The sequence below is a fragment of the Paraburkholderia kirstenboschensis genome, from assembly GCF_032806925.1.
Taxonomy (GTDB): domain Bacteria; phylum Pseudomonadota; class Gammaproteobacteria; order Burkholderiales; family Burkholderiaceae; genus Paraburkholderia; species Paraburkholderia kirstenboschensis.
Window position 1 is genome coordinate 811,647 of record NZ_CP136513.1, and the last position, 16,217, is coordinate 827,863.

At 63.4% G+C, this 16,217-nt stretch carries 15 protein-coding genes and 1 pseudogene; 11 read left to right on the forward strand and 5 right to left on the reverse strand.

The window, feature by feature from the left end; genetic code table 11:
* The first annotated feature begins 35 nt into the window (after nucleotides 1-35).
* The 3 genes from pdxA to RW095_RS26240 all read left to right on the forward strand — a co-directional run bounded on the left by pdxA (nucleotide 36) and on the right by RW095_RS26240 (nucleotide 2,273).
* On the forward strand, nucleotides 36-1,037 hold the full coding sequence (gene pdxA, locus RW095_RS26230; RefSeq protein ID WP_317021749.1) for a 4-hydroxythreonine-4-phosphate dehydrogenase PdxA: 1,002 nt from the start codon (nucleotides 36-38) through the stop codon (nucleotides 1,035-1,037).
* A gap of 65 nt (nucleotides 1,038-1,102) precedes the next feature.
* Entirely contained in the window at nucleotides 1,103-1,939 is an 837-nt protein-coding gene (locus RW095_RS26235; RefSeq protein ID WP_317021750.1) for a DeoR/GlpR family DNA-binding transcription regulator, read from the forward strand.
* Nucleotides 1,940-2,141: 202 nt separating this feature from the next.
* A complete protein-coding gene (locus RW095_RS26240; RefSeq protein WP_394365194.1) occupies nucleotides 2,142-2,273 on the forward strand; it encodes a hypothetical protein in 132 nt (43 codons plus the stop codon).
* A gap of 119 nt (nucleotides 2,274-2,392) precedes the next feature.
* Here the strand turns inward: RW095_RS26240 and RW095_RS26245 are convergent.
* From RW095_RS26245 to RW095_RS26255, 3 genes and pseudogenes are all read right to left on the reverse strand, one after another.
* A pseudogene (locus RW095_RS26245) lies at nucleotides 2,393-3,015 on the reverse strand (dihydrofolate reductase family protein).
* Between the two features lie 92 nt (nucleotides 3,016-3,107).
* On the reverse strand, nucleotides 3,108-3,515 hold the full coding sequence (locus RW095_RS26250) for a hypothetical protein (protein ID WP_317021751.1): 408 nt from the start codon (nucleotides 3,513-3,515) through the stop codon (nucleotides 3,108-3,110).
* Between the two features lie 103 nt (nucleotides 3,516-3,618).
* On the reverse strand, nucleotides 3,619-4,386 hold the full coding sequence (locus RW095_RS26255) for a glycosyltransferase family 2 protein (protein WP_317021752.1): 768 nt from the start codon (nucleotides 4,384-4,386) through the stop codon (nucleotides 3,619-3,621).
* 917 nt (nucleotides 4,387-5,303) lie between these two features.
* Between RW095_RS26255 and RW095_RS26260 the strand changes: the two genes are divergently transcribed.
* From RW095_RS26260 to RW095_RS26295, 8 genes are all read left to right on the forward strand, one after another.
* Nucleotides 5,304-6,065, forward strand: coding sequence for an enoyl-CoA hydratase/isomerase family protein (locus tag RW095_RS26260; RefSeq protein WP_317021753.1), 762 nt, complete (start codon nucleotides 5,304-5,306; stop codon nucleotides 6,063-6,065).
* Between the two features lie 97 nt (nucleotides 6,066-6,162).
* Nucleotides 6,163-7,224 carry an ABC transporter substrate-binding protein gene (locus RW095_RS26265; protein ID WP_317021754.1) on the forward strand — a complete coding sequence of 354 codons (1,062 nt, stop codon included), beginning with the start codon at nucleotides 6,163-6,165 and terminating at the stop codon, nucleotides 7,222-7,224.
* Nucleotides 7,225-7,234: 10 nt separating this feature from the next.
* Complete coding sequence (locus RW095_RS26270) at nucleotides 7,235-8,296, forward strand: ABC transporter ATP-binding protein (protein ID WP_317021755.1); 1,062 nt, start codon at nucleotides 7,235-7,237, stop codon at nucleotides 8,294-8,296.
* 10 nt (nucleotides 8,297-8,306) lie between these two features.
* Complete coding sequence (locus tag RW095_RS26275; RefSeq protein WP_317021756.1) at nucleotides 8,307-10,088, forward strand: ABC transporter permease subunit; 1,782 nt, start codon at nucleotides 8,307-8,309, stop codon at nucleotides 10,086-10,088.
* Between the two features lie 26 nt (nucleotides 10,089-10,114).
* On the forward strand, nucleotides 10,115-11,656 hold the full coding sequence (locus RW095_RS26280) for an AMP-binding protein (RefSeq protein ID WP_317021757.1): 1,542 nt from the start codon (nucleotides 10,115-10,117) through the stop codon (nucleotides 11,654-11,656).
* Between the two features lie 70 nt (nucleotides 11,657-11,726).
* Nucleotides 11,727-12,569 (forward strand): IclR family transcriptional regulator, encoded by an 843-nt coding sequence (locus RW095_RS26285; protein WP_317021758.1) that lies wholly within the window; start codon nucleotides 11,727-11,729, stop codon nucleotides 12,567-12,569.
* A 118-nt stretch (nucleotides 12,570-12,687) separates the two neighbouring features.
* Nucleotides 12,688-12,954 (forward strand): hypothetical protein, encoded by a 267-nt coding sequence (locus tag RW095_RS26290; RefSeq protein ID WP_317021759.1) that lies wholly within the window; start codon nucleotides 12,688-12,690, stop codon nucleotides 12,952-12,954.
* Between the two features lie 457 nt (nucleotides 12,955-13,411).
* Nucleotides 13,412-13,885 (forward strand): VOC family protein, encoded by a 474-nt coding sequence (locus tag RW095_RS26295; RefSeq protein ID WP_317021760.1) that lies wholly within the window; start codon nucleotides 13,412-13,414, stop codon nucleotides 13,883-13,885.
* Between the two features lie 92 nt (nucleotides 13,886-13,977).
* Here RW095_RS26295 and RW095_RS26300 read toward each other — a convergent pair whose 3' ends face one another.
* Both RW095_RS26300 and RW095_RS26305 read right to left on the reverse strand, forming a co-directional pair.
* Nucleotides 13,978-14,985, reverse strand: a complete 1,008-nt coding sequence (locus tag RW095_RS26300) for a sulfonate ABC transporter substrate-binding protein (RefSeq protein ID WP_317021761.1) — start codon at nucleotides 14,983-14,985, stop codon at nucleotides 13,978-13,980.
* Between the two features lie 295 nt (nucleotides 14,986-15,280).
* Nucleotides 15,281-16,192, reverse strand: coding sequence for an AraC family transcriptional regulator (locus RW095_RS26305; RefSeq protein ID WP_394365195.1), 912 nt, complete (start codon nucleotides 16,190-16,192; stop codon nucleotides 15,281-15,283).
* Between the last annotated feature and the right edge of the window lie 25 nt (nucleotides 16,193-16,217).

The window sequence follows — 16,217 nt, forward strand, 5'->3', positions numbered from 1 at the left end:
AGGACAGGCAGACATCAAGGACCAGGCAAAACATCATGAGCAACTACCTCCCAGTCATCGGCATCACGATGGGCGACGCAGCGGGCGTCGGCCCGGAAATCATCGTCAAGAGCCTTGCGCACGACATCGTCTACAAGCAGTGCCGTCCGCTCGTGATCGGCGACGCGCGCCGGCTCGAACGCGCGAACGAGATTGTCGGCGGCACCGCAAAAATCCGCCGCATCAAGGAAGCGGCCGAAGCGCGCTACGAGCCGGGCATGATCGACTGCATCGACCTCGACCTGATTCCCGCCGACATGCCGTTTGGCCAGTTGTCGGCAGTCGCCGGCGACGCCGCCTATCAGTTCATCGCGCGCGCGGTTCAACTCGCCGAGGCGAAGCAGATCGACGCGATCTGCACTGCGCCGCTGAACAAGGAAGCGTTGCATGCGGGCGGCCACAAGTTTCCCGGCCACACGGAAATGCTCGCCTACCTGACGGGCGTCGACGAGGTGTCGATGATGCTGGTCGCGCCGCAACTGCGCGTGATTCACGTGACCACGCATATCGGCATCATCGACGCGATCCGCAAGATCGAGCCGGGCCTCGTGCAACGCACCATCGAGCGGGGCAACGCGACGCTCGTGAAGGCCGGCATTGCGAAGCCGCGCATCGGCGTGTGCGGCATCAATCCGCACGCCGGCGAAAACGGCCTGTTCGGTTACGGCGAGGAAGAAGAGAAGATCGTGCCGGCCATGAAAGTGCTGCAGGAACGCGGGCTCGACGTGACGGGGCCGCTGCCCGCCGACACGCTGTTTTTCCGCGCGGGCCGCGGCGATTTCGATCTGGTGGTCGCGATGTATCACGATCAGGGCCACGGCCCGGTGAAGGTGCTCGGCCTCGAAGCCGGCGTGAATGTGACCGTGGGCCTCGAAGTGATCCGCACGTCGGTCGATCACGGCACCGCGTTCGATATTGCGGGCAAGGGCATCGCCGACGAGCGCAGCTTGCTCGAGGCACTTCGCCAGGGCGCCGAACTCGCCACGCGGCGAGGCTGAAGCAGGGCAAGTGGCGCGGCGGCCGTGGTGTAAGATCGGCAGCCTCTTTACTGCAGATGACAGCCATGAAAGCGTCCGAGCGCCATCGCGCGATTCTCGATCTCGTTGTGACCGGCGACGCCAACGTCGAACAACTGAGCGCCGCGCTCGGCGTGTCCGAGGCAACGGTCCGGCGCGATCTCACGACGCTCGCGAACCAGCGCCGCCTCGTGCGCACCTATGGCGGCGCGACCGCGCTGATCGGCTCGCATGAGCCGGAGGCGTCGCTGGAGGAACGCAAGGCGACGCAGCGCGAACAGAAAGAAGTTATCGCACGGGCGGCTGCCGCGCATGTGCACGACGGCGACACGGTACTGCTCGACGGCGGCACGACTTGCGCCGCGCTCGCGCGGCATCTCGGCTCGCGCGTCGATCTTCACGTGGTCACCAATAATCTGCTTGCCGTGATGACGCTCGCGAACGCACCGGGCGTGCATCTGACGCTGCTCGGCGGCGATTTGCGCAATTCGAGCATGAGCACGCTCGGGCCGCTCGCCGAACTTTCGCTGAGCCGTTTGAGCGTCGACAAGGCGTTTCTCGGCGCCGATGGCGTGGTCGCCGAATTCGGGCTTTGCGAAGCCAGCGCGCAGCAGGCGTATCTGAAAGACTGCATCGTCCGGCGCGCGGCGCAGGTCATCGTGCTCGCCGACGCCGACAAACTCGGCCGCTCGCGGCAGCAACACTGGACTCCGCTCGAACGTGACTGGCGGCTCATTACATCGAGCGTCGCGGACGAGGCGCGTCTTGCGCCGTTCAGAGCGCTAGGACGCGTCGTCGTCGAGACAGCGGATGTCGATAGCTCGCCGCTTGCGGCGGCGCCTGGCGAAGCTGCGCCTCGACGTACGGTCGCTCCGTCGGGCTGAAGTACGACCGCGGTGACCGCGCGCGTTGCGCGGCAAAGTTGCAAGCCGATTCGCCTGCGTTCCGGCCATATGCACGTTCACAGTCGGTGTGGGCGACGGCGAGCCGGCCACGGGCTGCCGAGGCTGTAGCGGCCATTCACGCGCACGGCGGCTCGACCCAGGCCGAACCGCCGCCTCCTGGCTCAGTCAGCAAAGTCAGTCGATGACGTACAGGCATCGAACCGAACAGTCGCTGCGGGTGAAGACGTTTATCGACTTCGTGGTCGAGCGCGTGGCCGGCAATCGGAGCTTCTTCCTCAATCCATCGGAGCTTCGCGCGAGGCAGCCGCAGTAGGACCGCGCGGCGAAGAAACGTGGCTAGCCGTGCTGTTTCGACAGAGAACGCGACGAGCACAATCTTCGGACAGCCTTCCGATCGAACACGCATTGCAGTGACACATATCGCACATATCGTCAGGTGTCTTCGTCGAACGATCCTGTGCGCACTTCACCATTGCGGACGTAGCGGGTAATCAGCACACCGCCTGGCGTCGCGGTCGAGTGCGTCAGAGTGAAGGCACGCGCGCGTGCGTTGTCTCCGAACAGGCGCTTGCCGGGCCCGAGCATGACGGGGTAGATCAGAAGGCGCAGTTCGTCCACCAGATCTTCTGCGAGCAGTTGGCGCACCATGTCACCGCTGCCGAACGTCAATAGATCGGCGCCGTCCCGACGTTTGAGCGCGCGTATCCCGTCGCCCAGGCCGCCCTCCAGCGCATGGCTGTGCTCCCAATCAAGGGTGTCCGGCCGATGTGTGGCCACGTGCCAGGCTACGCTGTTGAACAGATCGGCGATGCCGCGGCTGTGCGAATCGGCGGCACGTGCGGCCAGTACGCGGCGAATATTCGTAAGTGCAGCGGCCCCAGCAATTCGAAGGGCTGCGAGAGCAGATCCTGCAGATGTTGCCCGATGGCTTCGTCAGCATAGGGCACCATCCAGCCGCCAGAACGGAATTGACCGCTGGGATCTTCGTCCGGCCCGCCGGCTGATTGAATGACGCCGTCCAGGCTGATGAAAGCCGAAACAGTGAGCTTGCGCATGACGTTCGCCAGATCGACGGACCCGATCGGTCCCGCAGATACGACGAACGAGCAGCGTGTGGATCGACAGGCAGCCCCGGCCGCCTATGGCTTCATTGATCTAGTCGCGCGCATTGGCTTTTATCGCCGCTTTGTTCGCCCGGCTTATCGGCACCCGTCTTGGGCGGCGTCGGGCCTGCGCAGGCTTCGAGCGCGACGACCGCACGTTTCGCAAGCTCGACCGTTTCGTCACATGCGGCCACGTTTCGGAGCATGCTGCAACGGGCTCCCCAACCGAGCTTCGACAACACCGAGCGCAGCTTCGCGAGCGCCGCTAGCGGCGAGCCGCTGTCTGAAATGAGCGAGGCCATGTCGAACGCGCTGCCGGCCGGCGTCGTGATCACTGTTGGACAGTTCGACGCGGCGCCGGCGCTGGAGACGAAGAGCGCCAGTGTCAGCCCGACGGTGCCCGTGCGCAAACCGCCGGGAACATCGAAATACGTATTCATCGATACGATCATAGGAAACTCCCGGTCGGTGGGATGCGATGCTGGCTGGATCGCACGGCTCAGTTTGGGCGGCGGGTTTTCATTCTGCTCTCACGCGCCGGGAGAAAAAAGCACCTCAACGATTTCCCTGGAGTTGCACGAGCGCTTTGCGGTACTTTCGGCGCGTATAGGAGGAAGCGTAAAGCGCGAGGGTTAGACCGATGCGGCCGTCGCGGACATTGCCTTTGCGGATGTACCACTTCAGAAAGGCCCCCAATGGGCTAATCCAGCTTTTGAGCCACAGCACGCGAGCCGGCTCTCTTTTATCCAGCAGGTCGGTGGCGGCGAGGTCCGTGTACAGATCGAGCTTGGTTTTCATCTCCGTCGCGGTCTCGAACGTACGATGCACGACCGGCGACTCGATTCGCCCACAGTTGTCGTAACCGGTCAGGGTCTCGTGAACGCTATGGTCGGTGAAACGCAGCGTGGCGCGCCGATAGATGCGGATCGGGTAGTCCGGCGAGGAGATCGGCAGCAGCGCGTGAATGACCTTACCCATGACCACCCAGTCCCGCCTGACGGCATACGCGTCGTGATCAAAGCCGCGGGCTTTCAGTGCGAGTACTTCGTCGATTAGCGCGTCGCTCGCAATTTCGTCGCTATCGAAGAACATCACGGTTTCGTGCAAACAGAGTCCGTTGGCGAACTGCCGTTGCGCGCGAAAATTATCGAATGGCCGATGCACGATTCGCGCGCCGTGTTTGGCCGCAATCGACAGCGTCGCGTCGGTGCTGCCGCTGTCCACGATCAGTAGATCATCCGCGGCACGCTTCGCGGCCGTCAGAACCTTGTCCAGATAGCGCTCGCTGTTGTAGGTGAGAACGTAGACGGATAGTGGAGTCAAATCGAAACCTGAAGTAATGGGTTGGACCGGCTGGCGTTTCACCATCCGGGCGCGAGCACCTTGGTCATCGCGACAATCAATATTGTGCCGGGCGCGCAATCGTGCGCGGTCCTGCTATCGAACTGGAAGCCGAAGACGCCATGCGGGGAACCGTCCTGCACCTTCCGCGGCGGCTGCTCGTTGACAAAGCGATGCACGTGCACCTGGGTTACTGCACGAGTACGGGTTTAGCGTTCGGCCGGCGGGTGATTTTACATTGTTGCGCAGATGTCTACGCCGATCGCGCCCGTCACCTCTCGTGCACGTGGCAATCCTGTCGTGCGTTTCGCGTTGTTTTTTCGCGACTTGACGAAGGGCCGGTTGCGCCGACACGCACGTGCCAGAAGCTTCTGACGCGATCAGGGCATGCTTTCATACAAAACACCCGATGTTCATGCCCCGCAAACGTGGCTACGATTCGAGAAGCGTCAGCGTTCCCAAACGTTCGGCGTGTGTGTTTGTTCGCCGCAGCTTGTCTGCGGCTTTTTTCTGCGCGTCGATTCTGTCTTTCCTCGCTCCGCGCGCCAGCCCAGCAGTTCAACTCCTCCTTCACAGAACGAAGCTTGATAGGGCACGTCGACGCGATCGTGTCAGATTGGCTAACTAACTAATAAGCACGCTCGAAACCCACAAAGGTTGCTCACCGAGCATCACCGCAAGGTCCCTTGCCGACCGTCCCACGCGCCACAAGACACTCCTTGAGTGCCCGCTGGCCGGACCCCGACGCTCACTGCACGGCAAAGGTTGAACGAGAGCCGCGCCGCACCTGTCCGGAACGGCTGGAACGCGCCTGTCATCTCTCTGGTAAACCCGCTTGCACCATAATTTTGATGAGCCTATATTGCATTACACCATCAACTATTGCGATGCGATAACCCATGAACAATGACGTGCTGTTCTCGAATCACGGCCGCGTCGCGGTCATTACCCTCAATCGTCCTGAGCGTTTGAACGCGTGGACCACGCCGATGCGCGAAATGATCATCGAGGCGTTGGAGCGCTTCAACAACGACCCCGACGTCGCCGCGATCATCATGACGGGCGCGGGCAACCGGGCGTTCTCGGCAGGCCAGGACCTGTCGGAGGCACATGATTTCGACGGCGAACGCGCGGTGGCGTGGGTCAAGGAATGGCAGCGCTACTACTCGGCGCTGCGCAGCCTCGCCAAGCCGCTCGTCATGGCGTTGAACGGCACGGCCGCGGGCTCGGCATTCCAGGTGGCGTTGCTCGGCGATATCCGCGTCGGGCATGCAGGCGTGCGCATGGGTCAGCCGGAGATCAACGCGGGCATTGCCAGCACGACCGGTCCCTGGATCATGAACTCGATGCTCGGCATGTCGCGCACCATCGAGCTCACGCTGACGGGTCGTCTGATGGACGCGGACGAGTGTCATCGCATCGGCCTCATCCATCATCTGGTCGACGAGGACAAGGTGTTCGGGAAGGCGCTGGAAATTGCCACCGAACTCGCCGCCAAGCCGCCCGTCGCGATGCGTCTGGACAAGCAGCGCTTTCGTGAGATGACAGAGCCGGGTTTCGTCGACTGCATCGAAGCGGGCGAGCGCATTCAGCGCGAAGCGTACGACTCGGGCGAACCCGCTCGCATGATGGAAGAGTTCTTCCGTAAGCGCGGAAAGTAGCCGGCAGCGAGCGAGGCCGAATGAGAGGCCAGAAGCCGCCAGAACCGGGGCAAAGCGAGCCGTTCCAATCTCAACCCATGTGCGGGAGACCTGAACAATGACGCAAGACTTCAATGCAACGCGCCGTCGCATTCTTCACGGCGCGGGCGCGCTTGCCGTGGCGAGCGCGATGCCGCTAGCCGCGCGAGCCCAATCGAAGCAGATCGTGGTGTCGGACCCGGGCGGTCCCTATACGACCGCGTATCGCGAAGCGTTCTACGATCCGTTCGAGAAAGCGACCGGTATCAAGGTCGTGAGCGTCGCGCGTGAATCGCAGCCCGTCGCGCAATTCGCGGCGATGGTGCAGACGAAGAACTATGTGTGGGACGTCACCACGCTCACGCTGTCGGCGGATATTCCGTACCTCGAATCGAAAGGCCTGCTTGAACCTATCGGCCTGAAGGCGAGCGACTATCCGGACATCATGCCGGAAGCGATCACGCCGAACTGGCTCGGCGTAGACGTATATTCGACCGTGCTCGCGTATCGCGCGGACAAGTTCAAGGACAACGCCCCGAAATCGTGGGCGGACTTCTGGGACGTGAAGAAATTCCCCTGCCGCCGCTGCCTGCGGCGCAGTCCGCTCGACACGCTCGAACAGGCGCTGCTCGCCGACGGCGTGCCGCTCGACAAGCTCTATCCGCTCGACGTGGACCGCGCGTTCAAAAGCCTCGACAAGATCAAGCCGCACGTCAACATCTGGTGGACCTCGGGCGCGCAGGCCATGCAGGCGATCCAGAGCGGCGACGTCGACATGATCTCGGCGTGGAACGGCCGCGCGCAGGCCGCGAAGGACGGCGGCGCGCCGGTCACGATCGTATGGAACCAGGGCCTTTATTCGATCGAAGGCTGGGGCATTCCGAAGGGCACGCCGCGCGCGGACGCGGCAAAGCAGTTCGTGCGCTTTTGCGCCGACGCGAAGCGTCAGGCGCTGCTCACGCGCACGCTCGCCTACGGTCCCACCAACAGGAAAGCGTTCGAGACGATTTCCAAAGACCGCTCGACGTTGTTGCCCACGGCTCCTGACAACATTCGCGATATGCGGCTGCCCAGTCCGCAATGGTGGGAAGCGAACCGCCAGAAAGTCACTGAGCGGTTCAATTCGTGGATCATTTCGTAAGGACGGCACCATGAGTTCGAAGCTCGAGGCGATCGGCATTGCAAAGCGCTACGGCGATGCGGTCGCGCTGGAACCGACGGACCTCGCCGTACAAGCCGGCGAATTCCTGACGCTGCTCGGTCCCTCGGGCTCGGGCAAGACCACGCTGTTGCAGATGATCTCGGGCCTCGTCGCGCCGAGCGCGGGCCGTATCGAGATCGACGGGCGCGACGTCACGCATGTCGAGCCCGGAAAGCGCGGCATCGGCATGGTGTTCCAGAGCTACGCACTCTTTCCGCACATGAGCGTGTGGGACAACGTCGCATACGGTTTGCGCATGCGACGCAAGTCGCGCGACGAAGTGCGCGGGGCCGTCGACGACGCGCTCGCGATGGTGCGCATGACCGAATACGCCAAGCGTTTTCCAAAGGAGTTGTCGGGCGGGCAACAACAGCGCATTGCGCTTGCTCGCTGCTTTGCGTACCGGCCGTCGGTGATTCTGCTCGACGAGCCACTCGGCGCGCTCGACAAGAAACTGCGCGAGCATATGCAGTCGGAGATTCGCCGCTTGCATAAGGAACTCGGCGCGACCTTCGTGTATGTCACGCACGATCAGGACGAAGCCCTCACGCTGTCCGACCGCATCTGCCTGATGAATCAGGCGCGCATCGAGCAGGTGGGCTCGCCCACCGATCTGTACGACCGTCCCGCGACGCGCTTTGCGGCCGGCTTCATCGGCCATTCGAATCTGCTCGAAGGAGCGCTCGACGACGCACGTGGTGTGAGCGGCGAGGCGATTCTGCTCGCGGCGGGCGGCCGCATTCCTCTGCCGATGAACGCAGCCGTTGCATCCGGCGCCCGCCATACGCTGCTGGTCCGCCCGGAGGCGCCGCGCCTTGTCGAACCGGAACGCGGCTTTGTCGACGGCACGATTGCGGACATCGTGTTCTTCGGCAGCGATACGCGCGTGCAACTCGCGATGAACGACGGCAGCGAACTCACCGTGCGCTGCGAGCGCAGTCTCTCGCCGCGCATCGGCGACAAAGTCGGCCTCGTGTGGGACCCGTATCGCACGACGCTTCTGCAGGCCTGAGAGGACCACGATGACCATCGCTCTTCACGCGCACCGCGAGAACGAAGCCTCGCGCCGCGGCCGGTCCATCTGGATCGCGCGCTGCATGCGCTTTTTGCCGATCGTGCCGACGCTTTTGTTCCTGCTGGTGTTCTTCATCGTGCCGGTTGGCGAAATTCTGCAAGGCGGACTTGTCAGCGCCGAAGGGCAGGTCGGCTTCGCGCAGTTCGAGCGCATTGCACGCACGCCGGTCTACGCAAAGGTGCTGTGGATCACCTTCGCCATTTCGTTCATGACGGCGGCGCTCTCCATTCTGCTCGGCTATCCGGTCGCCTATATGCTGAGCCGTCTGTCCGAGCGAGCACGCGAACGCTGGCTGTTGTGGATCATGCTGCCGTTCTGGACCAGTTATCTGGTGAAGACCTACGCATGGATGCTGCTGCTCTCGAAGACGGGTGTGCTGTCGACCATCGCGTTGTCGCTCGGCCTCGTGCGCGAGACGAGCGGCACCATTCCGTCGCTCACCGGCGTGCTGATCGGCATGGTGCATTCGATGCTGCCGCTCGCCGTGATGACCATGTTGCCGGTCATGCGCGGCATCGACGATCGGCTCGCGCAAGCCGCCGAAACGCTCGGCGCCGAACGCAGCACGAGCTTTTTCACGGTGTTTCTGCCGCTGTCGTCGCCGGGTGTCGCGGCGGCCGGCCTGCTCGTGTTTATTTCGAGCCTCGGCTTCTTCATCGTGCCGGCGCTGCTGGGCTCGCCCAAGGAGACGATGGTCGCGCAACTCGTTATCTCGTCGGTGCTGGAGCTTTTCGACATGCGCTTTGCAGGCGCGCTGTCGACCGTGTTGCTCGTCTGCTCGATCGTGATCTTCTTCGTGTACGACCGCATGGTGGGCCTTACGTCGCTCACCGGCGAAGTCGCGGAGCGCCAGCGCGGCTCGCGTGCGCAAGGCGTCAAGCTCGCGCTTCTGATCGCGGCGGGGCGCGTGTTCGCGCCGTTCATGATGCGCCGTAAGACGCACGCCGAAGAGGGCGCGCGCGCGGTGAGCCCGCTCGGTCTCTATACGTGCGTGATCATGGTCGTGCTCGTCGTGCCGGTGCTTTCCGTGATTCCCTATGCGTTCACGAAGAGCGACTACATTTCTTTCCCGCCGAAAGTTTTCAGCGTGCGCTGGTTCGGCACGTTCATGGATTCGCCGGTGTGGCAAAGCGCGATCGTCCGCTCGTTCGAAGTGGGTCTCGGCACCGCGCTGTTGTCGCTGCTGCTCGGCTTTGGCGCCACACTCGCGATGACGCGCATGCCGCGCCGCGCGAGCAAGCCGATCTTCGCGCTGCTGGTCGCACCGCTCATCGTGCCGCGTATCGTGGTGGCAGTCGGCCTGCTATATCTGTTCGGGCGCTTTGGGCTCACGGGCACCAACCTCGGCCTCGTGATCGGCCATACGGTGCTCGCAATTCCGTATGTGGTCGTGACGCTCGCTGCCGGCTTCCAGCGCTTCGACTGGCGTCTTGACGACGCCGCGCGCGTGATGGGCGCGTCGCCATTGCGGCGCATCACATCGATCGTGTTGCCGCTTCTCATGGCAAGCGTGACGGCCGCGTTTCTGTTCGCATTCCTCGTTTCGTTCGACGACCTGACGATCGCGATCTTCGTTTCCGGCGGCATCAACTCGACGCTGCCCAAGCAGATGTGGGACGACATTCAGCTCGCGATTACGCCGACGCTTGCAGCCGTGTCGACCACGCTCGTCATTCTGATCGCGCTTGTCGTCGCGATTTCCTCCTGGCTCAAGCGCAAGACGCGCTGAGTCTTCGTATTTCGACCGGTTCACACATGCATCGTTATCCAGAATATTTCGCTCATCGGCACGCCAACGACGAGCTCGACTTTGTGCCGCTGCTCGCAGCGGGATTGCGCCGCGACCCCGCGCGCGCCATCGTGCATTTCGAGGATCGCGCAATCATGTGCGAAGACGCCGCGCGGCACGTCGTGCAATTGCAGCGCTGGTTTGCCGCGCAAGGTCTCGAGCAGGGCGACCGCGTCGCCGTGATGCTCGGCAACAGTCCCGAGCATATTCATCTGATCTACGCACTGCATTTGAGCGGTCTGGTGTGGGTGCCCGTCAACACGAAGCTGCGCGCGGCGGGCCTCGAATATCTGCTGCAGCACGCGGAGCCGAAGCTCTTCGTCGTCGACGATGAATTCGACGCGGTGACGGCGCAGCTCGATTGCGGCGCGGCGCGGCGCACGCATCTGCCGGCATTCGATGCGCACGACACGAGCGCGGAATTCGCGACGCCGGCTATCGGCGTGCACGACCCGCTGTGCATTATCTACACGTCGGGTACGACAGGCGCGCCGAAGGGCGTCGTCTTCACGCACAGGATGATGCGCATCGCGAGCGAGGCGGCACTTCGCGTGGCGGACGTGCGCGACGGCGACCGGCTCTTTCTGTGGGAGCCGTTGTGCCACATCGGCGGCGCGCAGATGCTGTTGCTGCCGTTTCTTGCCGACGTGACGCTGCACGCTGTGCCGCGCTTCTCGGCATCGCAGTTCTGGCAGCAGATCGAGCGCGCGGGCGCAACGCAACTGCATTATCTCGGCGGCGTGCTCGATATCCTGATGCAGTTGCCCGGGAGTGAACAACCTGCGGAGCACACGCTGCGCGTCGCTTGGGGCGCGGGCGTGAGCGCTTCGTCGTGGGAGCCGATCCAGACGCGGCTGAACGTGTCGTTGCGCGAGTGTTACGGCATGACCGAATGTTCGAGCATCGCGACGGCGAACGTGACGGGCAAGGCCGGTTCGATCGGCCGCACGCTGCCCTGGATCGACATCGCATTGCTCGATGAAAACGGCCGTCCCGTGAAAGAGGGCGAGGCGGGCGAGATCGTGCTGACAAGCAAGGTAGAGGGCACTTTTTTGCCGGCGTATCTGAAGAATCCCGACGCAACGAAAGCCGCTTTGCGCAACGGCCGGCTTCATACCGGCGACCGCGCGCGCCGCGATGCGGACGGCGATCTGTTCTTTATCGGCCGGCAAACAGACAGCATGCGCGTGCGCGGCGAGAACGTGTCCGCTTGGGAAATCGAACGCATTTTCGCGGCGCATCCGGCGATCCGCGCGAGCGCGGCAATCGGCGTTGCCTCGGCGATCGGCGAGCAGGACATCTTGCTCGACGTGCAGTTCAAGGACGAACCGGTGGAGTGGCACGCATTGCACGCGTGGGCGTGCGAGCGTCTCGCGAGTTTCCAGTTGCCGCGCTATTACCGCGCGGTGCCCGGCTTCGAGATGACGGCGAGCGAGCGCGTGAAGAAACACCTGCTGTCCCGCGACACCGGCGACGCGTGGGACCGGCTCGCGACCGCAAAGCAGTAGCTATCGTAGATAGATAACGCTTTAGGGCTATGCGATAATTCTTCGTTCGAACCGGATAGAAACTGACCTGATGAGCGACGAGCCCAAAGCCCCGCGCAAGCGCAAGACTTCTGCGGCAAAGCCGCCGGCCGAAGCGGCCGACCCGACCGCGTCTTCGCTTTATGTGCAGTCGGTGGAAAAGGCGATGAAGGTGCTCACCGCGTTCGACGGCAGCAAGCGTCAGTTGTCGCTCTCGGAAATCTCGTCGTTCACGGGTTTCGACATGAGCGCGACGCAGCGCTTCACTTATACGCTCGCCGCGCTCGGTTATCTCCTCAAGGACCCGGACAGCCGCAAATATGAACTGTCGCCTCGGCTTCTCGACTTCACGTATCACTATCTCACGTCGAACGATCTGGTGAGCCGGGCGACGCCTTATCTGCAGCAACTCGGCTCCGAGACGGAAGAGGCGACCAACCTCACCGTGCTGGACGATACGGACATTGTGTTCGTGCTGCGGATCGTGAGCCGCAACGTGTTCAATGCGCATGTCATCACCGGCTCGCGGCTGCCCGCGTATTGCACCGCGCCCGGCCTCGCCATTCTGGCGACGCTCACCGACGCCGAGATCGACGACATTCTGTCGCGCACGAATCTCGTGCCGTACACCGCGTCCACCGTCTACCAGCCGCGCAAGATCAGGGAGCGGATCGCACAGATCCGCAAGCAGGGCTACGCGCATACCGAAGACGAATACTTCGTGAGCGATATTTCGACGGCGGCCGCGATTACGAACGCACACGGGCGCGGCATCGGCGCGGTCAATATTGCGGTGGCGCGCTCGCGCTGGCAGGCCGATCGCGACGAAAAGCGCTTCGCCGATCTGGTCATTTCCACCGCCTCTGCAATTTCCACGCGGCGGCGCGTCGAATAGCGCCGCTCGTGTACTCCCTTGGTTGTGCCGAGCGTCGCGCGTCGTGATTCCGTCCGCGGCACGCTCCATGCTGGATTCTCCGAAAACGGCAAGAGCGCCGTGAAATCGGGAGACAGTCATGAATATGGTGAAAGTGGCAGGCATCGCGTTGGTGCTGTGCGTCGGCAGCACGGCCTATGCGCAGCAAAGCGGTAACGCGCCGGCGAACAGCGGCACGCAAAGCGGCAAGCAGGCGCAGCCTGGACAGGCCGGGCGCACCGTCGACGAGCCCGCGGCGCTGGGCGCGCCCGGCAACAAGCCGGGAACGCTGATGGACAAGCGCGCAAACGCAATGTCGCCGGAGGGAGCGTCCGGGCCGGGCCGAACGGGTGAGGTCAAGCAGTAACGGCAACGAGAACGGTCGTCGCCTATACATGCAAACGCGGGCGACGACCCCAATCAGCGTCGTGCGGTAGCGGCGCGTCCGACCGTTGTTCTTTCGGAGCGCGGAGAACCTCGGTGCATGCAGCGCCGCGAGGGCGAGGAGGGTGCTGCGTCAGCCGGACGGTGTATCTGCTCTCGTCTGCCTCTTTCCGATTGCCACGTGCGCCGCGATTTCGATGGCGGTGTGCGCGGCGTCGTGCTTGGCAGCGCCGGGCCGGGACGCATCGGAAGGATAGCGAAGCGCTTCGTTGCCTATAATCGGCTCCGGTGGAGCGACGGAGTCGATGCGGGATCCGGGGGGCGGCTCAAGAGCGCAATTTTTCTTCCCGGCGTGTCGATTTTGATGGTCTTCCTTCGTCGTCCCCATAGCGGCATGCGGCCTCGCCGCCCATCTGGCCGATACTGACAGGAGACGCTCAATGACGATTCAGAAGATCACCCCCTTTCTCTGGTATTCCACCGAAGCCGAGGAGGCTGCGGCCTTCTACACAAGCATCTTTCCGGACTCGCGCGTAGTCCGCGTCACGCCGGTGCCGAGCGCCGGCGCCACGAAGGTCGTCGAGTTCGTTCTGTTCGGACAGCCGTTCATCGCAATGAGCTCCGCCGGCAACGACCCGTTCAACCACGCCGTTTCGCTCCTTGTGAACTGCGCCGATCAGGCGGAAGTGGACCGCTATTGGGACGCGCTTCTCGAAGGCGGTGGCACGCCCGACGCCTGCGGCTGGCTGAAAGACCGCTTCGGCGTGTCGTGGCAGATTGCTCCGGCCGACGTCATCGCCATGATGGCCGACCCGGATCGGGAAAAAGCGCGGCGCGCCGCCGAGGCCATGATGAAGATGGTGAAGTTCGACGTCGCCGCACTGAAGGCGGCGTATGCAGGCACGGCGGGCTAGCACCTGGCACCTGGCACGGCGCGTTGCACGAATTGAGCCGATGAAGCCGGGGTCCGCGACATATGCGGACGCCGGGCGCTTGCATAGGCTCGTCAGCTCGCTTTCCAGCGCGCGTCTACGACGCTCAGCTTGCCTGGAATGAGCTTGAGGGCGCTAAAGGTGTCGGCGATCTGCTGCTGATAGGCAAGGGTGGCGTCGGTGATCGGCTGCACGCCGTAGCCGGTGCGCTTGAGCGCGACTTCGAGCGTGGCCGCATCGAGTCCCACGAGCGGCGACAGCAACGTGGCCACCTCGGTCACGTTGTCGCGTCCCCAACTGTCTACCGCGTTGATCTCTTCGAGCAGCGCATTCAGCAGTTGCGGCTGCGCCGCGGCGAACTTGCGCGCCGCGACGTAGTACTGCGTATTGCGCACGAGCCCGTCACCATTCGCGATGGTGCGCGCATTAGCCTGTTTTTCGATGGCGGCCAGATAGGGGTCCCAGATCACCCATGCGTCCACGCTGCCCTGAACGAACGCGGCGCGCGCGTCGGCGGGCGTCAGGTAGACGGGTTCTATGTCCGAATACGACAGTTGCGCCTGCTGCAGCGCCTTGACGAGCAGGAAGTGGACATTCGAGCCCTTGTTGAACGCGACCTTCTTGCCGCGCAACTGCGCCACGCTGCGAATCGGCGAATCGTTCGGCACGACGATCGCTTCGCCACGCGGCGCCGGCGGCTCGTTGCCGATATAAACGAAGTCGACGCGACCCGCCTGCGCGAAAATCGGTGGCGTCTCGCCGACGGTACCCACATCCACTGCGCCCGCATTCAGCCCTTCCAGCAACTGCGGTCCGGCAGGGAACTCGAGCCACTGAACCGCGATTCCCTCGCTCGCCAGCCGCTTTTCCAACGTGCCGCGCGCCTTGAGCACGACGAAGTTGCCGTACTTCTGAAAGCCGATGCGAATGCGTTTGTTGTTGCCTTGCGCATGGGCGGCGCTGCTCGTGAAGGGCGCGACAGGCGAAAGGACGCCGCCGAGCGCGGCGCCTGTGAAGCCGGCTGCCGCGCCTCGCAGGAGGCGGCGCCTGAGTGTGTCGATCGAATCGTTGCGTGTGCTCATCGGTGCCTGGCTCTGTGCGTGAAGGGTGGCCGCGCGGACTGTCGCAGTCGCGCGAGATTCGCGTTGAACTGGCGACGTTAAATCGAGGCGCGCGCAAATCCAACCAATGTTTGCGCATATGAAAAGCAGCGAATCGACGATAGCGTCGACGCGAACTCTGCAAAGGCTGGGCACGCGGTGACTCAACGAAGCACGGGCTCTGGTCATGTGCAATCGTCCCCGGTCTTCGCGGGCGCGTGTGGCAAGCGGACCAGCTCAAGTGGCGACATGGTGAACAATGGCGCGACCATCGGCGTCAATGCGAAGAGACATACTCCGAACCGGCATGCGCGGGCGGAATTGCGAAACTCGCCCGCATGCGCCGCGCTTCCGCGGCAGGCGTGAGCCCGAAAAGCCGCTTGAACTCGCGATTGAACTGCGACGTGCTCGCATAACCGACCGCATTGCTTGCTGCCTCGGCCGTCATGTCCTGTCGCAACATGAGCAAGCGGGCCTGGTGCAAGCGCGTCGATTTCACGTACTGCATCGGCGATGTATGCGTGATGGCCTTGAAATGCGTATGAAACGTGGGAACGCTCATGCCGGCTTCGCTCGCGAGTTCAGCGAGGTCGAGCGCGCCGGCATAGTCGGAATGAATCCGGCGCAGCGCTTTGCCGATCTTGCCGAACTGCCCGTGCATGGCCAGCGCGGCGCGCATCACGATGCCCTGCGCGCCTGTGAGGACCCGAAAGTACAGCTCGCGCAAGAGGCCAGGACCGAGAACCGCTGCATCGAGCGGGCGGTTCATCGCTTCCAGGAAGCGCAGCACGGAGTTTTGCAGCGCCTCGTCCATGGGGCTCGACATCATGCTCTGCGGCGCTTGCGCGTGGCCGGCCATTTCATGACGCTCGATCTGGGCCATCAGTTCCGCGGCCAGCTTGAAGTCGAGGTGCAAGTAGATAGCGAGGAGCGGGTGCTCCGGCGTCGCGTCGGTCTCCATTGTGAAGGGCACCGGCACCGACACCGCGAGATAGTGCTGCTCGTCGTACACATAAAGCTGATCGCCGAAATAGCCACGCTTGCGTCCCTGGCAGACGATCACGATGCCCGGGTCGTACAGCACGGGCGTGGACGACAAGGGCCGGTCCGAGCGCAAGATGCGCACGCCAGGCAGCGTCGTCAGGTTGTAGCCCTCTTCGGGCGCCAGTGCGCGCAGTAGCGCGGCCATCTTCCGCTGGTCTTTGCGAAGAGGT